Source organism: Pseudorhodoplanes sp. (genome assembly GCF_046289595.1).
In the GTDB taxonomy this organism is placed as follows: Bacteria; Pseudomonadota; Alphaproteobacteria; order Rhizobiales; family Xanthobacteraceae; genus Pseudorhodoplanes.
Window position 1 is genome coordinate 1 of record NZ_JBKBVB010000016.1, and the last position, 17,364, is coordinate 17,364.

Annotated in this window: 13 protein-coding genes and 1 pseudogene; 1 reads left to right on the forward strand and 13 read right to left on the reverse strand. The window is 64.3% G+C overall.

What is annotated here, in order from left to right; genetic code table 11:
- The 8 genes and pseudogenes from ACK41X_RS05510 to ACK41X_RS05545 all read right to left on the reverse strand — a co-directional run.
- Nucleotides 1-1,261: pseudogene (locus ACK41X_RS05510) on the reverse strand (DNA mismatch repair protein MutS); the annotation flags it as partial.
- 191 nt (nt 1,262-1,452) lie between these two features.
- Entirely contained in the window at nt 1,453-2,472 is a 1,020-nt protein-coding gene (locus ACK41X_RS05515; RefSeq protein WP_409720088.1) for an amidohydrolase family protein, read from the reverse strand.
- A 143-nt stretch (nt 2,473-2,615) separates the two neighbouring features.
- A complete protein-coding gene (locus ACK41X_RS05520; RefSeq protein WP_409720090.1) occupies nt 2,616-4,328 on the reverse strand; it encodes a thiamine pyrophosphate-requiring protein in 1,713 nt (570 codons plus the stop codon).
- A 108-nt stretch (nt 4,329-4,436) separates the two neighbouring features.
- On the reverse strand, nt 4,437-5,981 hold the full coding sequence (locus ACK41X_RS05525; protein WP_409720092.1) for an indolepyruvate oxidoreductase subunit beta family protein: 1,545 nt from the start codon (nt 5,979-5,981) through the stop codon (nt 4,437-4,439).
- Nucleotides 5,978-8,161 carry a thiamine pyrophosphate-dependent enzyme gene (locus ACK41X_RS05530; RefSeq protein WP_409720094.1) on the reverse strand — a complete coding sequence of 728 codons (2,184 nt, stop codon included), beginning with the start codon at nt 8,159-8,161 and terminating at the stop codon, nt 5,978-5,980. Before ACK41X_RS05530 ends, ACK41X_RS05525 begins: the two co-directional genes overlap by 4 nt.
- A gap of 122 nt (nt 8,162-8,283) precedes the next feature.
- Nucleotides 8,284-9,582, reverse strand: a complete 1,299-nt coding sequence (locus ACK41X_RS05535; protein WP_409720096.1) for a TRAP transporter large permease — start codon at nt 9,580-9,582, stop codon at nt 8,284-8,286.
- Nucleotides 9,583-9,591: 9 nt separating this feature from the next.
- Nucleotides 9,592-10,113 (reverse strand): TRAP transporter small permease, encoded by a 522-nt coding sequence (locus ACK41X_RS05540; protein ID WP_409720098.1) that lies wholly within the window; start codon nt 10,111-10,113, stop codon nt 9,592-9,594.
- Nucleotides 10,113-11,144, reverse strand: coding sequence for a TRAP transporter substrate-binding protein (locus ACK41X_RS05545; RefSeq protein WP_409720100.1), 1,032 nt, complete (start codon nt 11,142-11,144; stop codon nt 10,113-10,115). The genes ACK41X_RS05540 and ACK41X_RS05545 overlap by 1 nt, the downstream gene beginning before the upstream one ends.
- Before the next feature lie 142 nt (nt 11,145-11,286).
- Here ACK41X_RS05545 and ACK41X_RS05550 point away from each other — a divergent pair, with 142 nt between their 5' ends.
- Nucleotides 11,287-11,784 (forward strand): MarR family winged helix-turn-helix transcriptional regulator, encoded by a 498-nt coding sequence (locus ACK41X_RS05550; protein WP_409720102.1) that lies wholly within the window; start codon nt 11,287-11,289, stop codon nt 11,782-11,784.
- On the opposite strand, the gene ACK41X_RS05555 is transcribed toward ACK41X_RS05550, so the two are convergent.
- The 5 genes from ACK41X_RS05555 to ACK41X_RS05575 form a co-directional block, all read right to left on the reverse strand.
- The gene (locus ACK41X_RS05555; RefSeq protein ID WP_409720104.1) at nt 11,781-12,206 is read right to left on the reverse strand and encodes an acyl-CoA thioesterase; all 426 of its coding nucleotides are present in this window, start codon (nt 12,204-12,206) and stop codon (nt 11,781-11,783) included. The genes ACK41X_RS05550 and ACK41X_RS05555 overlap by 4 nt on opposite strands.
- A gap of 127 nt (nt 12,207-12,333) precedes the next feature.
- Nucleotides 12,334-13,095: an SDR family NAD(P)-dependent oxidoreductase gene (locus ACK41X_RS05560; protein ID WP_409720106.1), complete on the reverse strand. Its 762-nt coding sequence runs from the start codon at nt 13,093-13,095 to the stop codon at nt 12,334-12,336.
- A gap of 96 nt (nt 13,096-13,191) precedes the next feature.
- Nucleotides 13,192-14,445 carry a thiolase family protein gene (locus ACK41X_RS05565; protein ID WP_409720108.1) on the reverse strand — a complete coding sequence of 418 codons (1,254 nt, stop codon included), beginning with the start codon at nt 14,443-14,445 and terminating at the stop codon, nt 13,192-13,194.
- Between the two features lies 1 nt (nt 14,446).
- Nucleotides 14,447-16,333, reverse strand: a complete 1,887-nt coding sequence (locus tag ACK41X_RS05570; protein WP_409720110.1) for a feruloyl-CoA synthase — start codon at nt 16,331-16,333, stop codon at nt 14,447-14,449.
- Nucleotides 16,334-16,419: 86 nt separating this feature from the next.
- The gene (locus ACK41X_RS05575) at nt 16,420-17,223 is read right to left on the reverse strand and encodes a crotonase/enoyl-CoA hydratase family protein (RefSeq protein ID WP_409720112.1); all 804 of its coding nucleotides are present in this window, start codon (nt 17,221-17,223) and stop codon (nt 16,420-16,422) included.
- Nucleotides 17,224-17,364 lie beyond the last annotated feature (141 nt).

Below are 17,364 nucleotides of genomic sequence, written 5' to 3' on the forward strand. Positions count from 1 at the left end.
ACAGGCGCAAGGCGAGCGCGGACGCGGCAGCGAGGCCGTCGCGGATCGCGGCAAGATCGCGCGGTCCGCCGCGGCCGATGACCAGCCGCGACAGCGCGCGCGCGAGGTCGGGCGCGCTCCTCAGCGTCGTGCGCACGTCGCCGCGTATCGCGGGATCGGCAACGAACAACGCCACCGCATCGTGCCGTCGCGCGATGGCATCGGGGTCCGTGAGCGGGGCCGCGAGGCGCTGCGAGAGGAGGCGCGCGCCGGCGGATGTGACGGTACGGTCGATGGCGGCGAGCAGCGAACCCCTGCGCTCGCCCGACAGCGTCCGCATCAGTTCGAGATTGGCGCGGGTCGCCGCATCGATCGCAAGGCAGGCACCGGCGCTCTCGCGCAGCGGCGGCGACATCGGCGGCCGTTTGCCGAATTGCGTGCGCTCGACATAGGTGACGCAGGCCGCCGCCGCAGTCAGTTCGAGCCGCGACAGCGGTCCGAAGCTTTCGGTGGTGGCGACCCGGAAATAATCGCACAGCCGCCGCTCCGAAGTTGCGCCGTCGAACACGTCGCGGGCCAGCGGCATCACATGCTCAAAGGCGCGCAAGAGCGGCGCGACCTCCGCGTCCGCATAGAGCGCGTCGGAGACGATGATCTCTCCCGGCTCGATCCTTGCGATCTCGGCTGCGAGCTGGCCGGGCTCGCATTCGGTAACGCGGAACTCGCCGGTGGAGATGTCGATCCATGCGAGCGCGAACCGGCCGCGGTCTTCCGTCGACGAGGTGCGGGCGCGCGCCAGGGCCAGCAAGTAATTGTTGCGGCGGGCGTCGAGCAGCGTGTCTTCGGTCAGCGTGCCCGGCGTGACGAGCCGCACCACCCCGCGCTGCACCACGCTCTTGGCGCCGCGCTTCTTCGCCTCTGCCGGGTCTTCGAGCTGCTCGCACACCGCGACGCGGTGGCCGAGCGCGATCAGTTTGTGCAGATATTCATCGGAACGCTCGACCGGCACGCCGCACATCGGGATGTCGTTGCCAAGATGCTTGCCGCGCTTGGTGAGGACGATGCCCAGCGCGCGCGACGCCACCTCGGCGTCGTCAAAGAACAATTCGTAGAAATCGCCCATCCGGTAGAACAACAGGCAATCCGGATTGGCCGCCTTGATCTCGATGAATTGCTCCATCATCGGGGTCACGCGGCCGGCGTCGTCGCCTGCTTTGGCGGCCGTGCCCCCGGTGCCGGGCGGCGGGGCCTTGGCCTGCGATGGTTTGTGGGGAGCGTCCATGGCGGGCAAGCTATCAAACCGCTGGCTGGAAAAGAAATCGCCGGGGCGGGCCCCGGCAAAGTCTTCAACAGCGCAGCGTCTCACGGCCGCACGATCGTCCGTCATCCCGGCCTTGTGCCGGGCATCCATGCCTGTCCTTGTTCGGCAAGACGTGGATGGCCGGGTCAAGCCCGGCCATGACAGGCAGGCGGCTACTTCACAAATGTCTTGCCGGTGATCCGCTCCAGGTTCTTGTAATAGACCTTGTCGAGATCCTCCTTCGGCATGCCGTATTCGTCGAGAATGCGCAGCGTCTCGCGGATATACATCGTGCCCTTTTCCGGATCGAACGGGCAGTCCGATGCGAAAATCACCTTGTCGAGATCGAAAAAGCCGAAGCCGATCTTCATCGCGCCTTCCGAGGTGAAGGTCGCCGTATCCGGATAGAAGTCGTGCTTGAAATAGTCGAGCGGGCGCTTCTTGAGGCTTTTGAGCAGCGCGCCGTAGTCTTCATCCGACGTGCGTGAACCGAACTGATCCCAGCCCGGGCCGACGCGGCCCTCCAGCGTCGGCACGATCGAGCCGAAATGATGCACGATGACCTTCAGCTTGGGCATGTCGTCGAGAATTTTCGAAAAGACGAGACGCGACATCATCGCCGCGGTCTCGTAGGCCCAGCCGAAGGTCCACCAGATTTCGTACAGCGATTTCTTCTCACTGAGATAATCCGGGAAATTGGCGCCGCGCGAGGGATGCACCCAGATCGGCTTGTCCAGTTTCTCCATCGCCGCGAAAAAGGGACGGAATTCCGGTGCGTCGAGCGGCTTGCCTTCGACATTGGTGAAGATCTGCGTGCCGCAGGCGCCAAGCTCGTTGATGGCGCGCGTGGTTTCGGCAATTCCGGCATCGGGCGCAGTCAGCGGGGTCTGCGCGACAAAGCCTGCAAACTCGTCCGGATATTTCGCACAGAGTTCGGCCATGCCGTCGTTGCCGACTTTGGCGAATTCGACCGCACGTTTTGGGTCGCCCTTGGAAACCTGTTCGAGGGTTGGCGCGGCCAGCGAGATCACCTGCCTGTAGTCCTTGAAGCTGCCGACGATCTTGCGGCGGTGATCGAGGTCGTGCAGCGCGGGCAATTGCGTGGCGCGCTTGCCAATGTCCGGCAGCCCGCTGGCCAGCAGCATGTCGAAATATTTTTTCGGGAAAAAGTGGTTGAAGGCGTCGATACGCATGCGGTGTTCCCTGGGTTAGCGCGTCTGTATTGCAGGGGTGGCGCCACAAAATCCGGTCATTCCCGCGATAGCGGGAATCCAGTTCTTGACTCTGGGTCGCCGCTTTCGCGGGGACGAGCGGATGTGGCGGCTTTTGGCAAACATCAGTACGGCGTGATCACGTTGAGGAGCGCCTGCCGGCCGCCGCGCACGGCGTCCTGCGCGCGCTTGAGCGCCGCGGGCACGTCCTCCGGCCGCTCGACCCGTTCGCCATGGCCGCCCTGCGCGGTCACGAAGGCGTCGAAGGGCGGCGACGGATCGAGATCGGCAAGGAAGCGCCCGTCGGTCTCGCCGGCCACGCCGTCCTTGAACATCGAGAGCGTCGCCCGCCGCACCGCACCGTAGCGGCTGTTGTTGAAGACGATCGAGAGCACCGGCAGATTGAACTTGTCCTGCACCCAATGGCTCACGGTCGGATTGCCGAACATGTAGCTGCCGTCGCCGAGCGTCGCGACGATCAGCTTGTCCGGTGCGGCGAGCTTTGCGCCGATGGCGGCGCCAAGGCCCCAGCCCAGCCCGCCCGCCGGGCCGAGCGAATAAAAGGTCTCCGGCTTCTCGCGCGGGCAATATTCCAGCGACAGCGGGTATTCGTTGAAAATGACGGCGTCAGTGCCGAAGGCTTCGCCGATACAACGGCTGAGATAGGCCGGCGTGATTTTGTCGGATGCGCCGCGCACGGCCTGCTCCGCCTTGTCAGTGCGTTCCCTGCGCCGTTCGGCCATTTTTTTGCGGCGCGCGTCGATCGCGGCGGCCATCGCCGGACGATGCTGTTCCAGTGCGGCATGGAGCGCCTCGAAAGCATCGGCCGAACGCGCCACCAGCGACAGATCGCTCGGGAACGAGCGCATCGGATAGCGCTGATAGACCGGGTCCTCGCCGATATGGGCGAATTTGCAGCCGCTCATCACTTTGTCGGAATGCGGATAATACGGCACGTCGCATTCGGCGTTGACGATCAGGTCGGCCTCCGGCACCAGCGGGCCGGAATCGTAGCCGGCATGCATCGCATGGCTCGACGGCAGTGTAACCACGCGCGGATTATGGTTCACGACCGGCAGTGCATACGTGTCCGCAAGCTTGGAGAGCGCGGCCACGGCACGCGGATCGCCGTCCGAGGATGTGACGATCAGCGGCGACTGCGCCTTTGCAATCCAGTCCGCAAGCGTCGCGATCGCCTGCGGGTCGGGACAACCGACACTTGGCACCTGACGCGGCGTCGAGGCCAGCGTTTCGGATACCGGGGCGGCGAGCGGCTCGCGCGGCAGAACCAGATAGACCGGGCCGCGCGGGCTCGTCATCGTCATCTCGTAGGCGCGGGCGGCGACATCGGCGGCCTGTTCCGGCACCTTCATCTCGTAATCCCACTTCACCAGTTCGCGCAGCATGCCGGCCTGGTCGAACATCTCCTGCGCCCAGTGGATCGAACGGCTGCGCGAGCCGAAGCTGCCTTTCTCGGTAAAGGGCGTGCGGCCCGCGGCAAGGATCAGCGGCGCGCGGTCGCGCGCGAGATTGGTGACGTTGTTGATGGTATTGGCGGTGCCGACATTGACATGCACCATCACGGCCTGCGGCCGGCCGGTCATCAGATAGGCGCCGTGCGCCATCGCGACCGCCAGATTCTCATGCGGAACCAGCACCGGGCGCGGCAGCCTGGCGTTGCTGTGCCGCGCGCGGGTGAAGGCCTCCACGATGGGGGGAAAGTCAGTGCCGGGATTGCAGAAGAAGTAGTCGACGCCGTGTTCGGCGAGGGTCTTCAGGAAAATCTCGGCCGCGATCGGCGCGTGTTTGCTTTGCCTTGCGCCGGACGGGCCTGACATGACGATACCTCACCCACTCGGACGAACGGACACATGTGCCGGGATTTCAGCGGCGTAGACGCATAGCGGACCGCCCCGCCGCTTACAATGCCGGTGCGGGCATGCGGGCTATTCCGCCGCAATGCGGAAGGACAGCCGGGCGTCGAACTCGTCGAGGCATTTTGCCAGCGATTGTCCTTCCGGATCGACCAGCGCGGCGGTACGGGCGCTGGCAATGCCGTCGATCGCGTCCTTGATTGGAAGCTGGCCCTGCAGGGCCGGACGGATCAGGCGGGTTTCGATGGTGTGAAAATTCTGCGTACCACGCTTGTGGGTCGAGCCATAGCCCTTGATCAGCCGCGCGCATTCGGCGATCTCGAGCCCGAGTGCCGGCGAGAGCCGCGCGCCCTGCATGATCATCGATAGCCACGCCTCGATCTGCGCCTGTTCCTCGACATAGCGGTGCATATAGCGGCGCAACGGCCGCATTTTCGCCAGCAGCCAGAAACGCAGGTAGCCCGTGACCGAGGTGGTCTGCACATACATGCCGATGTGGAAACGGTCCAGCCAGCCGCGCTTTTCGGAAAACGCGATGATGCGCCGCGCCAGCCATGGCGGCAGCACCTGGCACATTTCCTCGATGCCGGGCTTGAGGAATTCGGTCACCGAATAGGGCTCGCCATTCCTCGCCCCGAGTTCCTGCTCGATGCGCTGCATGCGGGCCGGGTCGATTTTGGCTTGGGCGACGCGGATCAGATCCTCGAACGACATGCGCACCGCGAGATGGCGCGCGGTCTCGCGCAGCAATTTGCCGTCGCCCTGCATCTGCGCTTCGTGATCGCGCACCGGGGCGAGCCGGTCGAGAAACAGACGCGCATAGTCGCCGTCCTGGAAGCGGGCAAGGCGGCGCACGCCCTCGATCACGATGTCCTGAGCCGATTGCGGCATGGTCGCGCGGATGTCGCGCTCCAGTGTCGCGAGATCGTTGCGCGGCTTTTCGCGGCGCTTGCCCTCGGCGGGGCGGCGCAGGCTCGTTGCTTCGCTCCGCGCCATCGCGAGCCCGGCCTGGAAGCCGCGCAGGTTGGCCTCCGCGGCCTTGCCCTCGGCGCGGATCGCGCGCTCGAACGCCTCGACCGGAATTGGCAGCTTGCCACAGCCGGCAATGGCGCCGAGCATCACCGCATTGATCATGGCGCCGGCTTCCTTCGCGACCGCCTCCATGTCGAACAGGATGCGGCCTTGCGCATTCTTCTCGGCGGCCTCAAGCAGGCGGCTTTCGTCGAAGCGGCCGTCGCCCAGTGCCATCTTCTCGTTGATGACGTAGAAGCGGCTGGTCGAGGAAATCAATAGCGTGCGGTCCGGCGTGCAGAAGCCATTGGCGATGCAGCGGCCCGCTTCCATGAATTCGGACGAAACCAGCACGTCGATATCGCCGATGCCGGGCGCCAGCGCGAGCACCGGACGGCGCAGCCCAAGCTCCTGCCAGGTCGTCGGATAGATTTCGATATAATAGGTGGTGCCGCCGGTGCGCTGGGCGACGCCGGGGATCGAGGTCGATTGCGCCGGCAGGCCGAGCTCGGCTGCGGCCGACATGATCCAGTTGGTGAGCACGCCGCCGCCTTCGCCGCCAAGCGCGGCGATCAGCATGGTGACGGGACGCTGCTCCTTGATCATGCGGTCACCTGTTCGCGCGCTGCGGCGGGCACCGCGCCTGCGGGCATGTCGGCCTCACGCGGACGGCCGCCGAACCAGCCGATCACGGCGCGGCGGATGTTGAACAGGGTGCGGTCCCACCATGTGGCATTTCGGATAATCTCGGCGCGATAGAAAGACGGGCACAGCACGGCGGCATGCGCGACTTCGCCGCACAGGCCGCAGCCGACGCAGGATTCGACCACGCTCGCCACCGGATCGGTGCGCAGCGGATCGGGCGATGGCTTGATGGTGAGCGAGGGGCAGCCGGAGAGCCGGATGCAGGAATGGTCGCCGGTGCAGATTTCGTCGTCGACCCCGAACTTGGTGCGCACCACGCGCTCGCCGCGGGTGAGCTTGGCAGCATCCTCGGCGCGCACCCGGCGCTGGCGCGCGAGCTGGCATTCGCCGTCCGCGATGATGACCTTCAGCCCATGCTCGGCGCTGGCCAGCGCCTCCTTGATGGTCGCCATCATCTTGCCGACCGAATAGGTGCGCACCTTGCGCAGCCATTTGACCCCCATGGTCTTCAGCGTCTGCTCGATATCGGCGGTCTGGCCTTCGCCGGCGCGGCTTGCCTTGGAGGAGGGCATGTATTGCAGGCCGGTCGCCGATGTGTAGCCGTTCTGGAACACGATCAGCAGGCCGTCGCCCTTGTTGAACAGGTTCGAGGTGACGCCAGTGATCAGGCCGTTATGCCAGAAGCCGCCGTCGCCCATCACCGCGATCGGCCGCTTGTTGGTGTTCGGCCCGACCGCGGCCGCGCTCGCGAGCGACATGCCGTAGCCGAGAACCGAATTGCCCATGCTGAACGGCGCGAACAGCCCGAAGCAGTGGCAGCCGATATCGGCGGAGATATGCGCATTGCCGATTTCCTGCTGCGTCAGCTTGAGCGCGGAGAAGACAGGGCGTTCGGGACAGCCGGTGCAGAAGGTCGGCGGCCGCGGCGGCAGGTCGCGCAACGAATGCTGAACCGCCGGAAGATGCGCGGTCAGCTTCTTGATGCGCTCGCCCACGGCGGCCGTGTCGAGCCGGGCGGGTTTGGCCTCGATCAGGAACTGCGCGAGGCCGCGCATCAGCACTTCTTGGGTATATTCGCCCGCCTGTGGCAGCACGTCCTTGCCATAGAGCCTGGTCTGGATGTCGCCGCGCCGCAATTCGGTCGCGACCATCTGCTCGATATATTCGGGGAAGCCTTCCTCGACGATCAGCACCGATTTCTTGTCGGCGCAGAAGGAGCGGATTTCCTCCGGCACCAGCGGATAGGTGACGTTGAGGCACAGGATCGGCACGCGGCAGTCGCCGAAGGTGTCGGCCAGGCCAAGGCGTTCGAGAGCACGCAGCGTGCCGTTATACAGGCCGCCCTGGACGATGATGCCGATGTCCTTCAGGTCGCCAGGGAAGAACTCGTTCAGCTTTTCGCGCTGGATGAAATCGCGTGCGGCCGGCATGCGCTGCTCGACCTTCAGCTTCTCGTGCGCGAAGGTCACAGGCGGATGGGCAAGCTTGGCGAAATTATGCGGCGCCGGCCCGGTTCGATGAAGTTCGGAGATCGCCGGTTTGATGTTGTCCTTGGCAGAGAAGGCGCCGGTCACATGGCAGGCGCGGATGCGCAATTCGAGCATGACCGGCGCGTGGCTCGCTTCCGACAGCTCGAAGCCCTTCTCGACGATGCGGACGATGCTCGGCAGATCCGGGCGCGGATCGAGCAGCCAGATCGAGGATTTCAGCGCATAAGCGTGCGAGCGCTCCTGGATCACCGCGCCGCCCTCGCCGTAATCCTCGCCGACGATGATCATGGCACCGCCCATGACGCCGGGGGAAGCGAGGTTGGAGAGCGCGTCGGATGCGACATTGGTGCCGACGATGGCCTTCCAGGTCACCGCGCCGCGGATCGGGTAGTTGATCGAGGCGCCGAGCATGGCGGCGGCGGAGGCCTCGTTGGTGCAGGTTTCGACGTGGACGCCGAGTTCCTTGAGGTAGTCCTCCGCATCGACCATCACGTCGAGGAGGTGCGACACCGGCGCGCCCTGGTAGCCGCCGACATAGGAGACCCCGGACTGCAGCAGCGCCTTGGTGACGGCGAGGATGCCCTCGCCGTGGAAGGTCTGGCCCTCGCCGAGCCGCAGGGACTGCACTTCCTTCTTGAATGACCGTTCCATGAGCACTTGCCGCCGGACAATCGTGAGCCGTTGGTCCGGTATTTAGCACCTTGGCACAATTATAAAAGGCACCGGTTTGATCCCTCAAACCGGCGGGATTCGTCCCACGGCCGCGCGCAGTCTCACATCTGCGAGGGCAGGAACGTCGACAGGATCGGGAACGAGACCAGGATCGCGAGCCGGATCACGTCGGTGATGATGAACGGCGTCACCCCATAGAAGATCGTGGAGAGGTTGACGTCCTTGAGCACGCTGTTGATGACATACACATTCATGCCGATCGGCGGGGTGATCAGTCCGAGTTCCACGGTCATCACGATGATCACGCCGAACCAGATCGGGTCGAAGCCGAGTTCCATCATCGCCGGGAAGATGATCGGGATGGTCAGGATGATCATCGCCATGGCATCGAGGATGCAGCCGAGCAGGAGATACATCAGCATCACCAGCAGCAGCACCACATAGGGTGCGAGGCCGAGATGGGTGATGAAGTCGGTGACCTTCTGCGGGGTCTGGGTGATCGTCAGAAAGTAGCCGAAGATCATCGCCCCGATCAGGATGGTGAAAACCGCGGCCGAGGTGCGCACGGTATCGACCAGGCATTTGATCGTCAGCGCCAGCGTCAGCCGGCCGCGCAGCAGGGAGATCAGGAAGGCGCCGCCGGCGCCCATGCCGGCTGCTTCGGTCGGAGTGAAGGCACCGCCATAGATGCCGCCGATGACGAAGAAGAACAGCAGCAATATCGCCCACACGCCGCGCAGCGAGGCGAGGCGTTCCGGCCACGACGCCTTGGGCGCCAGCGGAAACGCCTCCGGGTTGCGGGCGGCGAGAAACATCACGCACAGCACATACATCGACGTCGCGATGATGCCCGGCACGATGCCGGCGATGAACAGCTTGCCGATATCCTGTTCGGTAATGATGCCGTAGACCGCGAGCACCACCGATGGCGGGATCATGATCCCGAGCGTGCCGCCGGCGGCGATCACCCCGGTGGCGAAGGTCGCCGGATAGCCGTAGCGGCGCATTTCGGGATAGGCGACATTTGCGAAAGTAGCGGCCGAGGCGACCGAGGAGCCGCTGATCGCGGCGAAGCCCGCCGATGCGGCAATGGTGGCGGTGCCGAGGCCGCCGCGGAAATGGCCGAGGAAGGCATGCGCGACAGCGTAGAGCTCGCGGCTCATGCCGGAGGCGGTCGCGAAAGCGCCCATCAGCAGGAACAGCGGGACAACGCCGAAGCCCAGATCGGTTGCCGTCCGGATCGGCGACTGCGCCAGGATGCGGAGCGCCGGCCCCATATCCGCGAGATAGCCGAAACCGAGCACGCCAACCGTCCCCATCGCGATGCCGATCGGCACCCGCAGCAGCATGGCGACGAATAGCGATACGAACCCGATGACCGCGACCGCATCAGTACTCATGGGAACGGCTCAATCGACCTTGACGTGAGGTTGCTGCTCGATGACCTCGGGCCGCACGATCAGGCGGATGGTGCGCACGACCAGAAGAAGAATGGCGCAGGCCAGACCGATCCAGGCCACGAAATAGAAAATCCAGACCGGATAGCGCAGGTCGAAGGTCAGGAGGTTGGAGGCGCGCGTGCTCAGCACCTGCTCGCCCATCATCCAGGTGAAGACCAGCATCGCGCCGAGCGACACCAGCGAGGCAAAGGTATCGAGTGCGCGCTTCAGGCCGGGGCCGCCCCAGCTCCAGAGCAGGTCGACCGTGATGTGGTCGCCGCGATAACTTGTGACTGCAATGCCCCAGAAAATCAGGATGCCGAGCAGCAGGCGCGAGAAGTCGTAGGCATCGAGAATGCCGAAGCTGAAAAGATAGCGGGCGCCGACGGATACAAAGGTCAACAAGGTGACAGCGGCGAGGAAGATCGCCGCTGTCACCTCGATTGCGTCGATCACACGATCGACAATGCCGCGTTTTGCGGGGGCGCTCATCAATAGGCCGAGTCGCGCTTCTTGAGTTCGTTTTTCAGGTCGCCCAGAATTTTATCGGCATCGTAGCCTGCCTTCTTGACCTCGTCTGCCCACTTCTTGACGAGCGGTTCGGCGGCCTTTTTCCACTGATCGAGCTGGGCCTCGGTGAGTTGATAGACGGTGTGTCCCGGCGCCTTCATCAGCTTCTCGCGGCCGGAATTTTCGTTGTCCGCCCAGGGCGAAGCCAGCTTGAGCGCCCATTCGGAATTGCAGTGATCGTCGATCACTTTCTTCTGCGCGGCCGACATCTGGTTGTATTTGTTGCGGTTGATCGCCCACACGAAGGTCGTGGCGTAGAGCGGCACGTCCATGTGGTATTTCACCACGCCGTCGAGCTTGAACAGCAGCACCGAGCCCCAGGGGAAGGTGATTGCATCGGCGACGCCCTTCTCCAGCATGTCGCGGGCTTCCGGCGCGGAGCCATGCGCATTGGTACCGCCGAGCGAGGTCACGAACGCTGCCATGGTGGCCTGGGCCGGACGGATTTTCATGCCCGAAAGCTGATCGGGCGTTTCGATCTTCTTCTTGGCATGCAGGGCGCCCGGATCGTGCGCATGCACGATGCACACTTTCACGTCCTTCATTTCCTTCTCGGCATATTGCCGGTACCAGGCATCCAGCGCCTGCGACCCGCCCTTGGCGTTGGTCATCAGGAACGGCAATTCGCCGGCGGCGATGATCGGGAAGCGGCCCGGCTGATAGCCGGGGTTGACGAAGGTGACGTCGGCGATGCCGTCGCGCGCCATGTCGTAATGGTCGGTGGCCTTGCCCAATTGCTGGGCCGGATAGATCCGGTACTTGATGGTGCCGTTCGAGGCCTTCTCGATCGACTTTGCCCACTCCTCCATCGCGCGATGGATCGAGTGTGTGGGCGGAATCCAGTGGGCAATCTTGAGTTCGACGGTTTGATCCTGCGCCGTAGCGGCACCGGCCATCGTCAGGATGGCGGCGGCCGACATGCCGACGAGGGCGTTGCGCGCTTTAGACATCATACGTCCTCCCGTGCGTTCGCATATCCGGTTGGCCCGGAGCTTGGAAGCATTCAGCAGAAATCCCGAAGCATTGTAAAGCGGGATAGTTGGTATTAAAACTATTTTGCAATCGTCATGAACGCTTCAGGGGTGCAGGGCAAGCGTGGCACGTTCCGCGACACGACCGGCAGCGATTGCCGAGACCTCACCCGAGCCGCAAGCGGCGGATTCGCTGGATTTCGGTCCGTTCGACGACTGGATCGGTTTCCGCCTGCGGATGGCGCAGATCGCTTCCTTCCAGTCTTTCGCACGGCACACACAGTCGGTCGGCCTGAGCCCCGGACGTTTCGCCGCACTCATCCTCATCGACCGCAATCCCGGGATGAGCCAGACCGCGCTCGCCCGCGCGATCGGCAGCGACAAGTCCACGCTGACGCCGGTACTGGACGATCTGGTCAAGCGCGGTCTGATCAGCCGGACGCGCACGCGCAGCGACCGCAGGCTCTACGAATTGTCGCTCACCGATGCCGGGCGCAAGGTGGTCCGCGCGATGCAGGACTGCGCCGAGCGTCACGAGCGCGAACTGGACGACATCGTCGGACCGCGCGACCGCGCGCAATTCGTCAGGATATTGCGAAAGATTTCGACGGCGCTGGGCTAAAACTCGCCGCGGAAACGCGCCGCCAGTTCTTCCGGCAGCGGATGCGCCTTGATCTTGGTCCGGTCAGCCGGATCGCGCTTGACCCAGGCTCTGGTTTCCTGGCCCTCGACGGCGACCTGGTTGTTCTTGCGGATCTGGTGCTTGATCTCGAAGCTGGACCGGCCGACCCGCACGAAGGTGGACTGGATGATCACGTCGTCGCCGAACCGGGTCGGCTGAATGAATTTCGCCTGCGTCGCGACCAGCGGATAGCCGTCGAACTCGAATTTCTTCAGCAGCTCGGCCTTGCTGACGCCGGAAGCCGCGGTGATCAGCATCGTGACCGAGTGATCGAACATCGCAAAATAGCGCGGATAGAAGATGATGCCTGCGGGGTCGCAATCGCCCCATTCGATCCTGACGCTGCGGCTGTTGCTGAGCATTATCTGTAGTCCAAGCCTTTAGGTCCGTTCGTCCCCGAGAAAGCGGGGATCCAGCGCCATGGATACTGGATTCCCGCTTTCGCGGATTGAACGGAGGTTGTGTGACGCTCCGTGAATAACAAGGAAGCTAGCGCGGCGCCATCCGCAGCGCGCCGTCGATGCGGATGGTCTCGCCGTTCATGTAGCCGTTGCGCACGATGAACAGCGCAAGATCGGCATATTCCTCCGGCCGGCCGAGCCGCGGCGGGAACGGCACCGAAGCGCCGAGGCTTTTCTGCGCGTCTTCGGGGAGCGCCGCCAGCATCGGCGTGTGGAAAATGCCGGGCGCGATGGTCATCACGCGGATGCCGAACTGGGCGAATTCGCGCGCCGCCGGGATGGTCAGCGCCACGACGCCGCCCTTCGACGACGAATAGGCGGCCTGGCCGATCTGACCCTCGAAAGCCGCAACCGAGGCGGTCGAAATGATGACGCCGCGCTCGCCGCCGTCCAGCGGTTCGGCTTTCGACAGCGCCGCCGCGAACAGCCGCATCATGTTGAAGGTCCCGATCAGGTTGATGTCGATCACCTTCTTGTAGTCGGCGAGCGGCATCGGGCCGTCGCGGCCGACGATGCGCTTCGGCGGTCCGACGCCCGCGCAATTCACCAGGACGCGGCCGACGCCGTATGCCTTCTGCACCTCGGACAAAGCATCGGTGGCGCTTTGCTCGTCGGTGACGTCGCACTTCACCGCGATGCCGCCGAGCTTGTCGGCAGTTTGCTGAGCCGCGGCCAGATTGATGTCGAGCAGTGCGATCTTGGCGCCGGCATTCACGAAGGTTTGCGCGGTCGCGGCGCCGAGCCCCGATGCGCCGCCGGTAATGACTGCGACCTGTCCGTTGATGTCCATGTGTTCGTCTCGCTCTTTCCTCCGGTCATTCCCGCGAAGGCGGGAATCCAGCCTCTCTTTCGCTGGGTCCCCGCTTTCGCGGGGACGAACGGGACACTAGTTAGCGGCCTCGGTGTTCTCGATCAGCATCGCGATGCCTTGGCCGCCGCCGATGCAGGCCGACGAGATGCCGTAGCGCAATCCCTTGCGCTTGAGCTCACGCGCCAATGTCGTCGTAATGCGGATGCCGGTGGCGCCAAGCGGATGGCCGATGGCAATGGCGCCGCCATTGACGTTGAGCTTGTCCTCGTCGAGCCCGAGTTCGCGGGCGCAGGCCATGACCTGCGCGCCGAAGGCCTCGTTGATCTCGATGCGGTCGATGTCGGCGAGCGTCAAGCCCGCACGCTCCAGCACCGCCTTGATCGCCGGCACCGGCCCGATGCCCATGACTTCGGGCGGCACGCCGACCACGGCGGACGCCACGATGCGGGCGAGCGGCGTCTTGCCGTTCTTCTTCAGATAATCGGAGTTCGCGACCAGCGCCGCGGCGGCGCCGTCGACGATGGCCGAGGAATTGCCGCCGGTCTGCACGCCGCCGAAGGCCGGCGGGATTTTCGCCAGTGTCTCGACGGGCGAAGGCCGCACATGGCTGTCGGCCGTCACCTCGGGGACTTTCCGCGACAGCCTGATGCCGCGCGATTCATAGCCCGGCAGATCAAAGGTCTCGGTCTTGACCGGCACGATTTCGCCGTCGAGAAAGCCGTCCTTCTGCGCGGCGAGCGCGCGGTCGAAGGAACGTGCGGCGAATTCGTCCACCTCCTTGCGGGTGATCTGGTATTGCCGGGCGAGATTCTCGGCGGTGTCCCCCATCGTCACCTTGGCGGCGGGATCGAGCAGGGCCTCCCAGAGGAAGTCCTTGAACTCGACCTGGCCCATGCGGAAGCCGCCGCGGCTGGTATAGGACGCCACCGGATTGCGGCTCATCGATTCCGCGCCAACACAGAGCGCAAGATCGGCGCGGCCGAGCGAGACTGCGTCGGAGGCCTGCGACAGCACCTCGATGCCGGTGCCGCAGACCCGCTGCACGTGATGCGCCGGGGTGTCGATCGGCGCGCCGGAATAGAGCGCGACATGGCGTGGCAGGCAGTAGGTGTCGAAGCTCGCCTGCGCCATGCCGCCGGTGATGACGGTATCGACGTCGTCGCCCTTGACGCCGGCGCGCTTCAGCACCTCGCGGCCGACCTTGATGCCGAGATCGGTCGGCGAGATCGCGGCAAGCGCGCCGTTATAATCGACGAAGGGCGTGCGGACGCCCTCCACCAGCCACGCATCGGTGAAGGTTGCGCCGATGCCGGGAATCTTGTCGGACATGTCAGGCCTTTTTGTCGACGGTGATGACCCGCGAGGACGGCGGATCGGAATACATCTCGTCCACCATCGCCTTGCGATGGCTCAACACTGCGCGCTGGTTGATCGAGCCCTTGTCGGTGATTTCGCCGACATCGAGCGAGGGCGGTTCGGAAAGCAGGATCGCGCGCATCACGCGGTTGGACGATCCGGTCGAGGCTTTGGCGAAGCTCGTCAGCAACTCCTTGAATTTCGCCTTCACGCCGTCATGCTCCAGCACGTCGGCGGCGGCGGCATCCTCCGGCAGGTCCGGCGCGTATTTGCGCAGCGCCTCGACATCGGGAATGACGATGACCGCGATATAGTCGCGGTCGGCGCCGCCGATCACCACATCGCGGACATACGGCGCAAAGTGCGAGATGAAAGCCGCACGCAAGGGACCGACGCTGACCCAGGTGCCGGTGCCGAGCTTGAAGTCCTCGGCGATGCGGCCGTCGAACAGCAGACCCTGCAGCGGGTTATTCTCGTCCTCGAATTTCAGCGCGTCGCCGATCTTGTAGAAGCCTTCCTCGTCGAACGCCTTCGCCGTAAGGTCGGGCTGCCGCCAATAGCCCGGCGTGATGTGCGGGCCCTTGAAACGGGCTTCCAGCTTGTCGCCCGACGGCACGAGCTTCAGCGTCGAGCCGCGCGCCGGCAGCCCCATATTGACGCCGTGCACGCTCTCCCACATCCGGCTCATCGCGAACGGCGCGGTTTCGGTCGAGCCGAGGCCGGTCAGGAACAGGATTCGTTGTCCGACCGTCTGCATCGCGAGTTGCTGGTACTCGTCATAGACGTGTTGTGCGATCGCCGCGCCCGCATACCACAGCACTTTGAGCCGCGAGAAGAAATTGCGGCGGAGCTGCTCGTCGGTCCGGAAGAACGGCAGCAGCGCCTCGTAGCCCTTCGGCACGTTGAAATACCAGGTGCAGGCGACGTCCTTCAGGTTGCGCACCGTCTGTTCGATCGCGCCCGGCAGCGGCTTGCCCTCGTCGATGTAGAAGGTGCCGCCGTTATAGAGCACGAGGCCGACATCGTGATTGCCGCCCGCGGTGTGATGCCACGGCGCCCAGTCGAGAATGGTCGGCGGCTCGTCCTGCAGATACTGCAAGGCCGAGCGCACCATGATCTGGTTCGAGCACCACATGCGCTGGGTGTTGATCACGCCCTTCGGCATGCCGGTCGAGCCGGAGGTGAACAGGAATTTCGCGATGGTGTCCGGGCCGACCTTCTGGTGGGCATCGTCGACCGCATCGGTCGGGACGGTGGCGGCAAGATCGTCGAAGGCGACCGATTTGCGGCCCGGCATAGGATTGCGGGTGAAGACGAGTTCGACGTCTTGCGGAATGATCGCCTGGATCGCCTTGGCATATTGCTGGCCGTCGCAGGCGAACACCATGCCGGGCGTGAGCAGGTCGACGATATAGCGCAGCTTGCCGAAATCGGACGAGATCAGCGAATAGGCCGGCGAGATCGGCGCATAGGGAATGCCGACATAGAGGCAGCCGAGCGCCAGCATGGCGTGTTCGAGATCGTTGCCGGACAGGATCGCGACCGGCCGTTCCGGCGACAGGTTGCGCGACAGCAGGGCCTGGCCGATGCATTTGGCATATTGCAGCGCCTGCGCATAGGTGATGTGCCGCCATTCGCCGTTTTCGTCGCGGGCGGCCATGAAGGTGCGGTCCGGCGTCTCCTTGGCCCAATGCACCAGGCGGTCGGTGATCCGGTCGGGATACGGATCGAGCGGATAGCGAGAACGGATCAGCAGGGTGCCGTCCGGCCGCCGTTCGATGTCGATCTCCGGCTTCTCAAGCTTCACCGGCCGGATCGGCGCCGTTGTGTCGCTACGCGAAATCTGAGGCGCTTGCGCCATTGGCTTTGTTCCTACCCTGCGCGGCCTTGTTGTTCTTGATCGGCGTGTTCAGTGACTTTGTGTCTGACTGTTGTCCGACTTGCCGATCAACCCTTGTGCAGGGCCTTGGGCGCGCGCTTCTCCAGAAAATCCTTGAGCCTTGCCTGCGCCTCCTCGCTGCCGGAGGAGATCGCAGCCATCAGAGCCTCCATCATATAGCCGCCCGGACGGTCGATGTCCGCAATTCGTGGCAGCGCGTGCATGACGGCATAATTTGTCATCGGGGTGTTGGCGGCGCAGCGCTTGGCAAGCTCGATGGCCTTCTCCAGGCCAGCGCCGTTCTCGACCAGATAGTGGGACAAGCCCATCGACAGCCCATCCTCGGCCCCATAAGTCCGGCCGGTCAGCATCATGTCCATCATGCGCGACGCGCCGATCAGCCGCGGGATGCGCACCGAGCCGCCGCCGCCGACATAAATGCCGCGCACGCCTTCCGGGAGCGCGTAATAGGCGGACTTTTCGGCAACGCGGACATGGCAGGCCGACGCCAGTTCGAGGCCGCCGCCCACCACCGCGCCGTGCAGCACCGCGATGACCGGCACCTTGCCGAATTCGAACATGTCGAACACACGATGCCAGTTGCGCGAGTGATGCACGGATTCCACCGTGCCGCGCACCGTCAGTTCGGAGAGATCGAGGCCGGCGGAGAAATGGTCGCCGTCCCCGGTCAGCACCACGGCGCGGATGTCATTCGGCAGGCCGGCGAAATAGGCCTCGATGCCCATCACCAGCGTGTCGTTCAGCGCATTGCGCTTTTCAGGCCGCGACAGGCGCAGAAAGCCGATCTCGCCATCGCGCTCGGCGGTGACGACGGAGGGCAAATTCGGAATGTCGATCTTGGTCCTTGGCATCGGTCCCCGAGACGGCCTCACCGGGCCTTGGTCTGATTGTTGTGTTTGGTCTAATTGTTGTGGTTGACAACAAATTCCCGAAAACCGCTCGGCGGTCAATCCCCATCCTTACAAGTATGGATGAACAAAAGCACGAAATAT

Coding starts and splice junctions, on each gene's coding strand:
- ACK41X_RS05520 (WP_409720090.1), bottom strand. CDS start 4,328: ATGTCAGGCCCGTCCGGCGCAAGGCAAAGCAAACACGCGCCGATCGCG.
- ACK41X_RS05535 (WP_409720096.1), bottom strand. CDS start 9,582: ATGAGTACTGATGCGGTCGCGGTCATCGGGTTCGTATCGCTATTCGTC.
- ACK41X_RS05570 (WP_409720110.1), bottom strand. CDS start 16,333: ATGGCGCAAGCGCCTCAGATTTCGCGTAGCGACACAACGGCGCCGATC.
- ACK41X_RS05545 (WP_409720100.1), bottom strand. CDS start 11,144: ATGATGTCTAAAGCGCGCAACGCCCTCGTCGGCATGTCGGCCGCCGCC.
- ACK41X_RS05525 (WP_409720092.1), bottom strand. CDS start 5,981: ATGATCAAGGAGCAGCGTCCCGTCACCATGCTGATCGCCGCGCTTGGC.
- ACK41X_RS05515 (WP_409720088.1), bottom strand. CDS start 2,472: ATGCGTATCGACGCCTTCAACCACTTTTTCCCGAAAAAATATTTCGAC.
- ACK41X_RS05565 (WP_409720108.1), bottom strand. CDS start 14,445: ATGTCCGACAAGATTCCCGGCATCGGCGCAACCTTCACCGATGCGTGG.
- ACK41X_RS05560 (WP_409720106.1), bottom strand. CDS start 13,095: ATGGACATCAACGGACAGGTCGCAGTCATTACCGGCGGCGCATCGGGG.
- ACK41X_RS05530 (WP_409720094.1), bottom strand. CDS start 8,161: ATGGAACGGTCATTCAAGAAGGAAGTGCAGTCCCTGCGGCTCGGCGAG.
- ACK41X_RS05575 (WP_409720112.1), bottom strand. CDS start 17,223: ATGCCAAGGACCAAGATCGACATTCCGAATTTGCCCTCCGTCGTCACC.
- ACK41X_RS05555 (WP_409720104.1), bottom strand. CDS start 12,206: ATGCTCAGCAACAGCCGCAGCGTCAGGATCGAATGGGGCGATTGCGAC.
- ACK41X_RS05540 (WP_409720098.1), bottom strand. CDS start 10,113: ATGAGCGCCCCCGCAAAACGCGGCATTGTCGATCGTGTGATCGACGCA.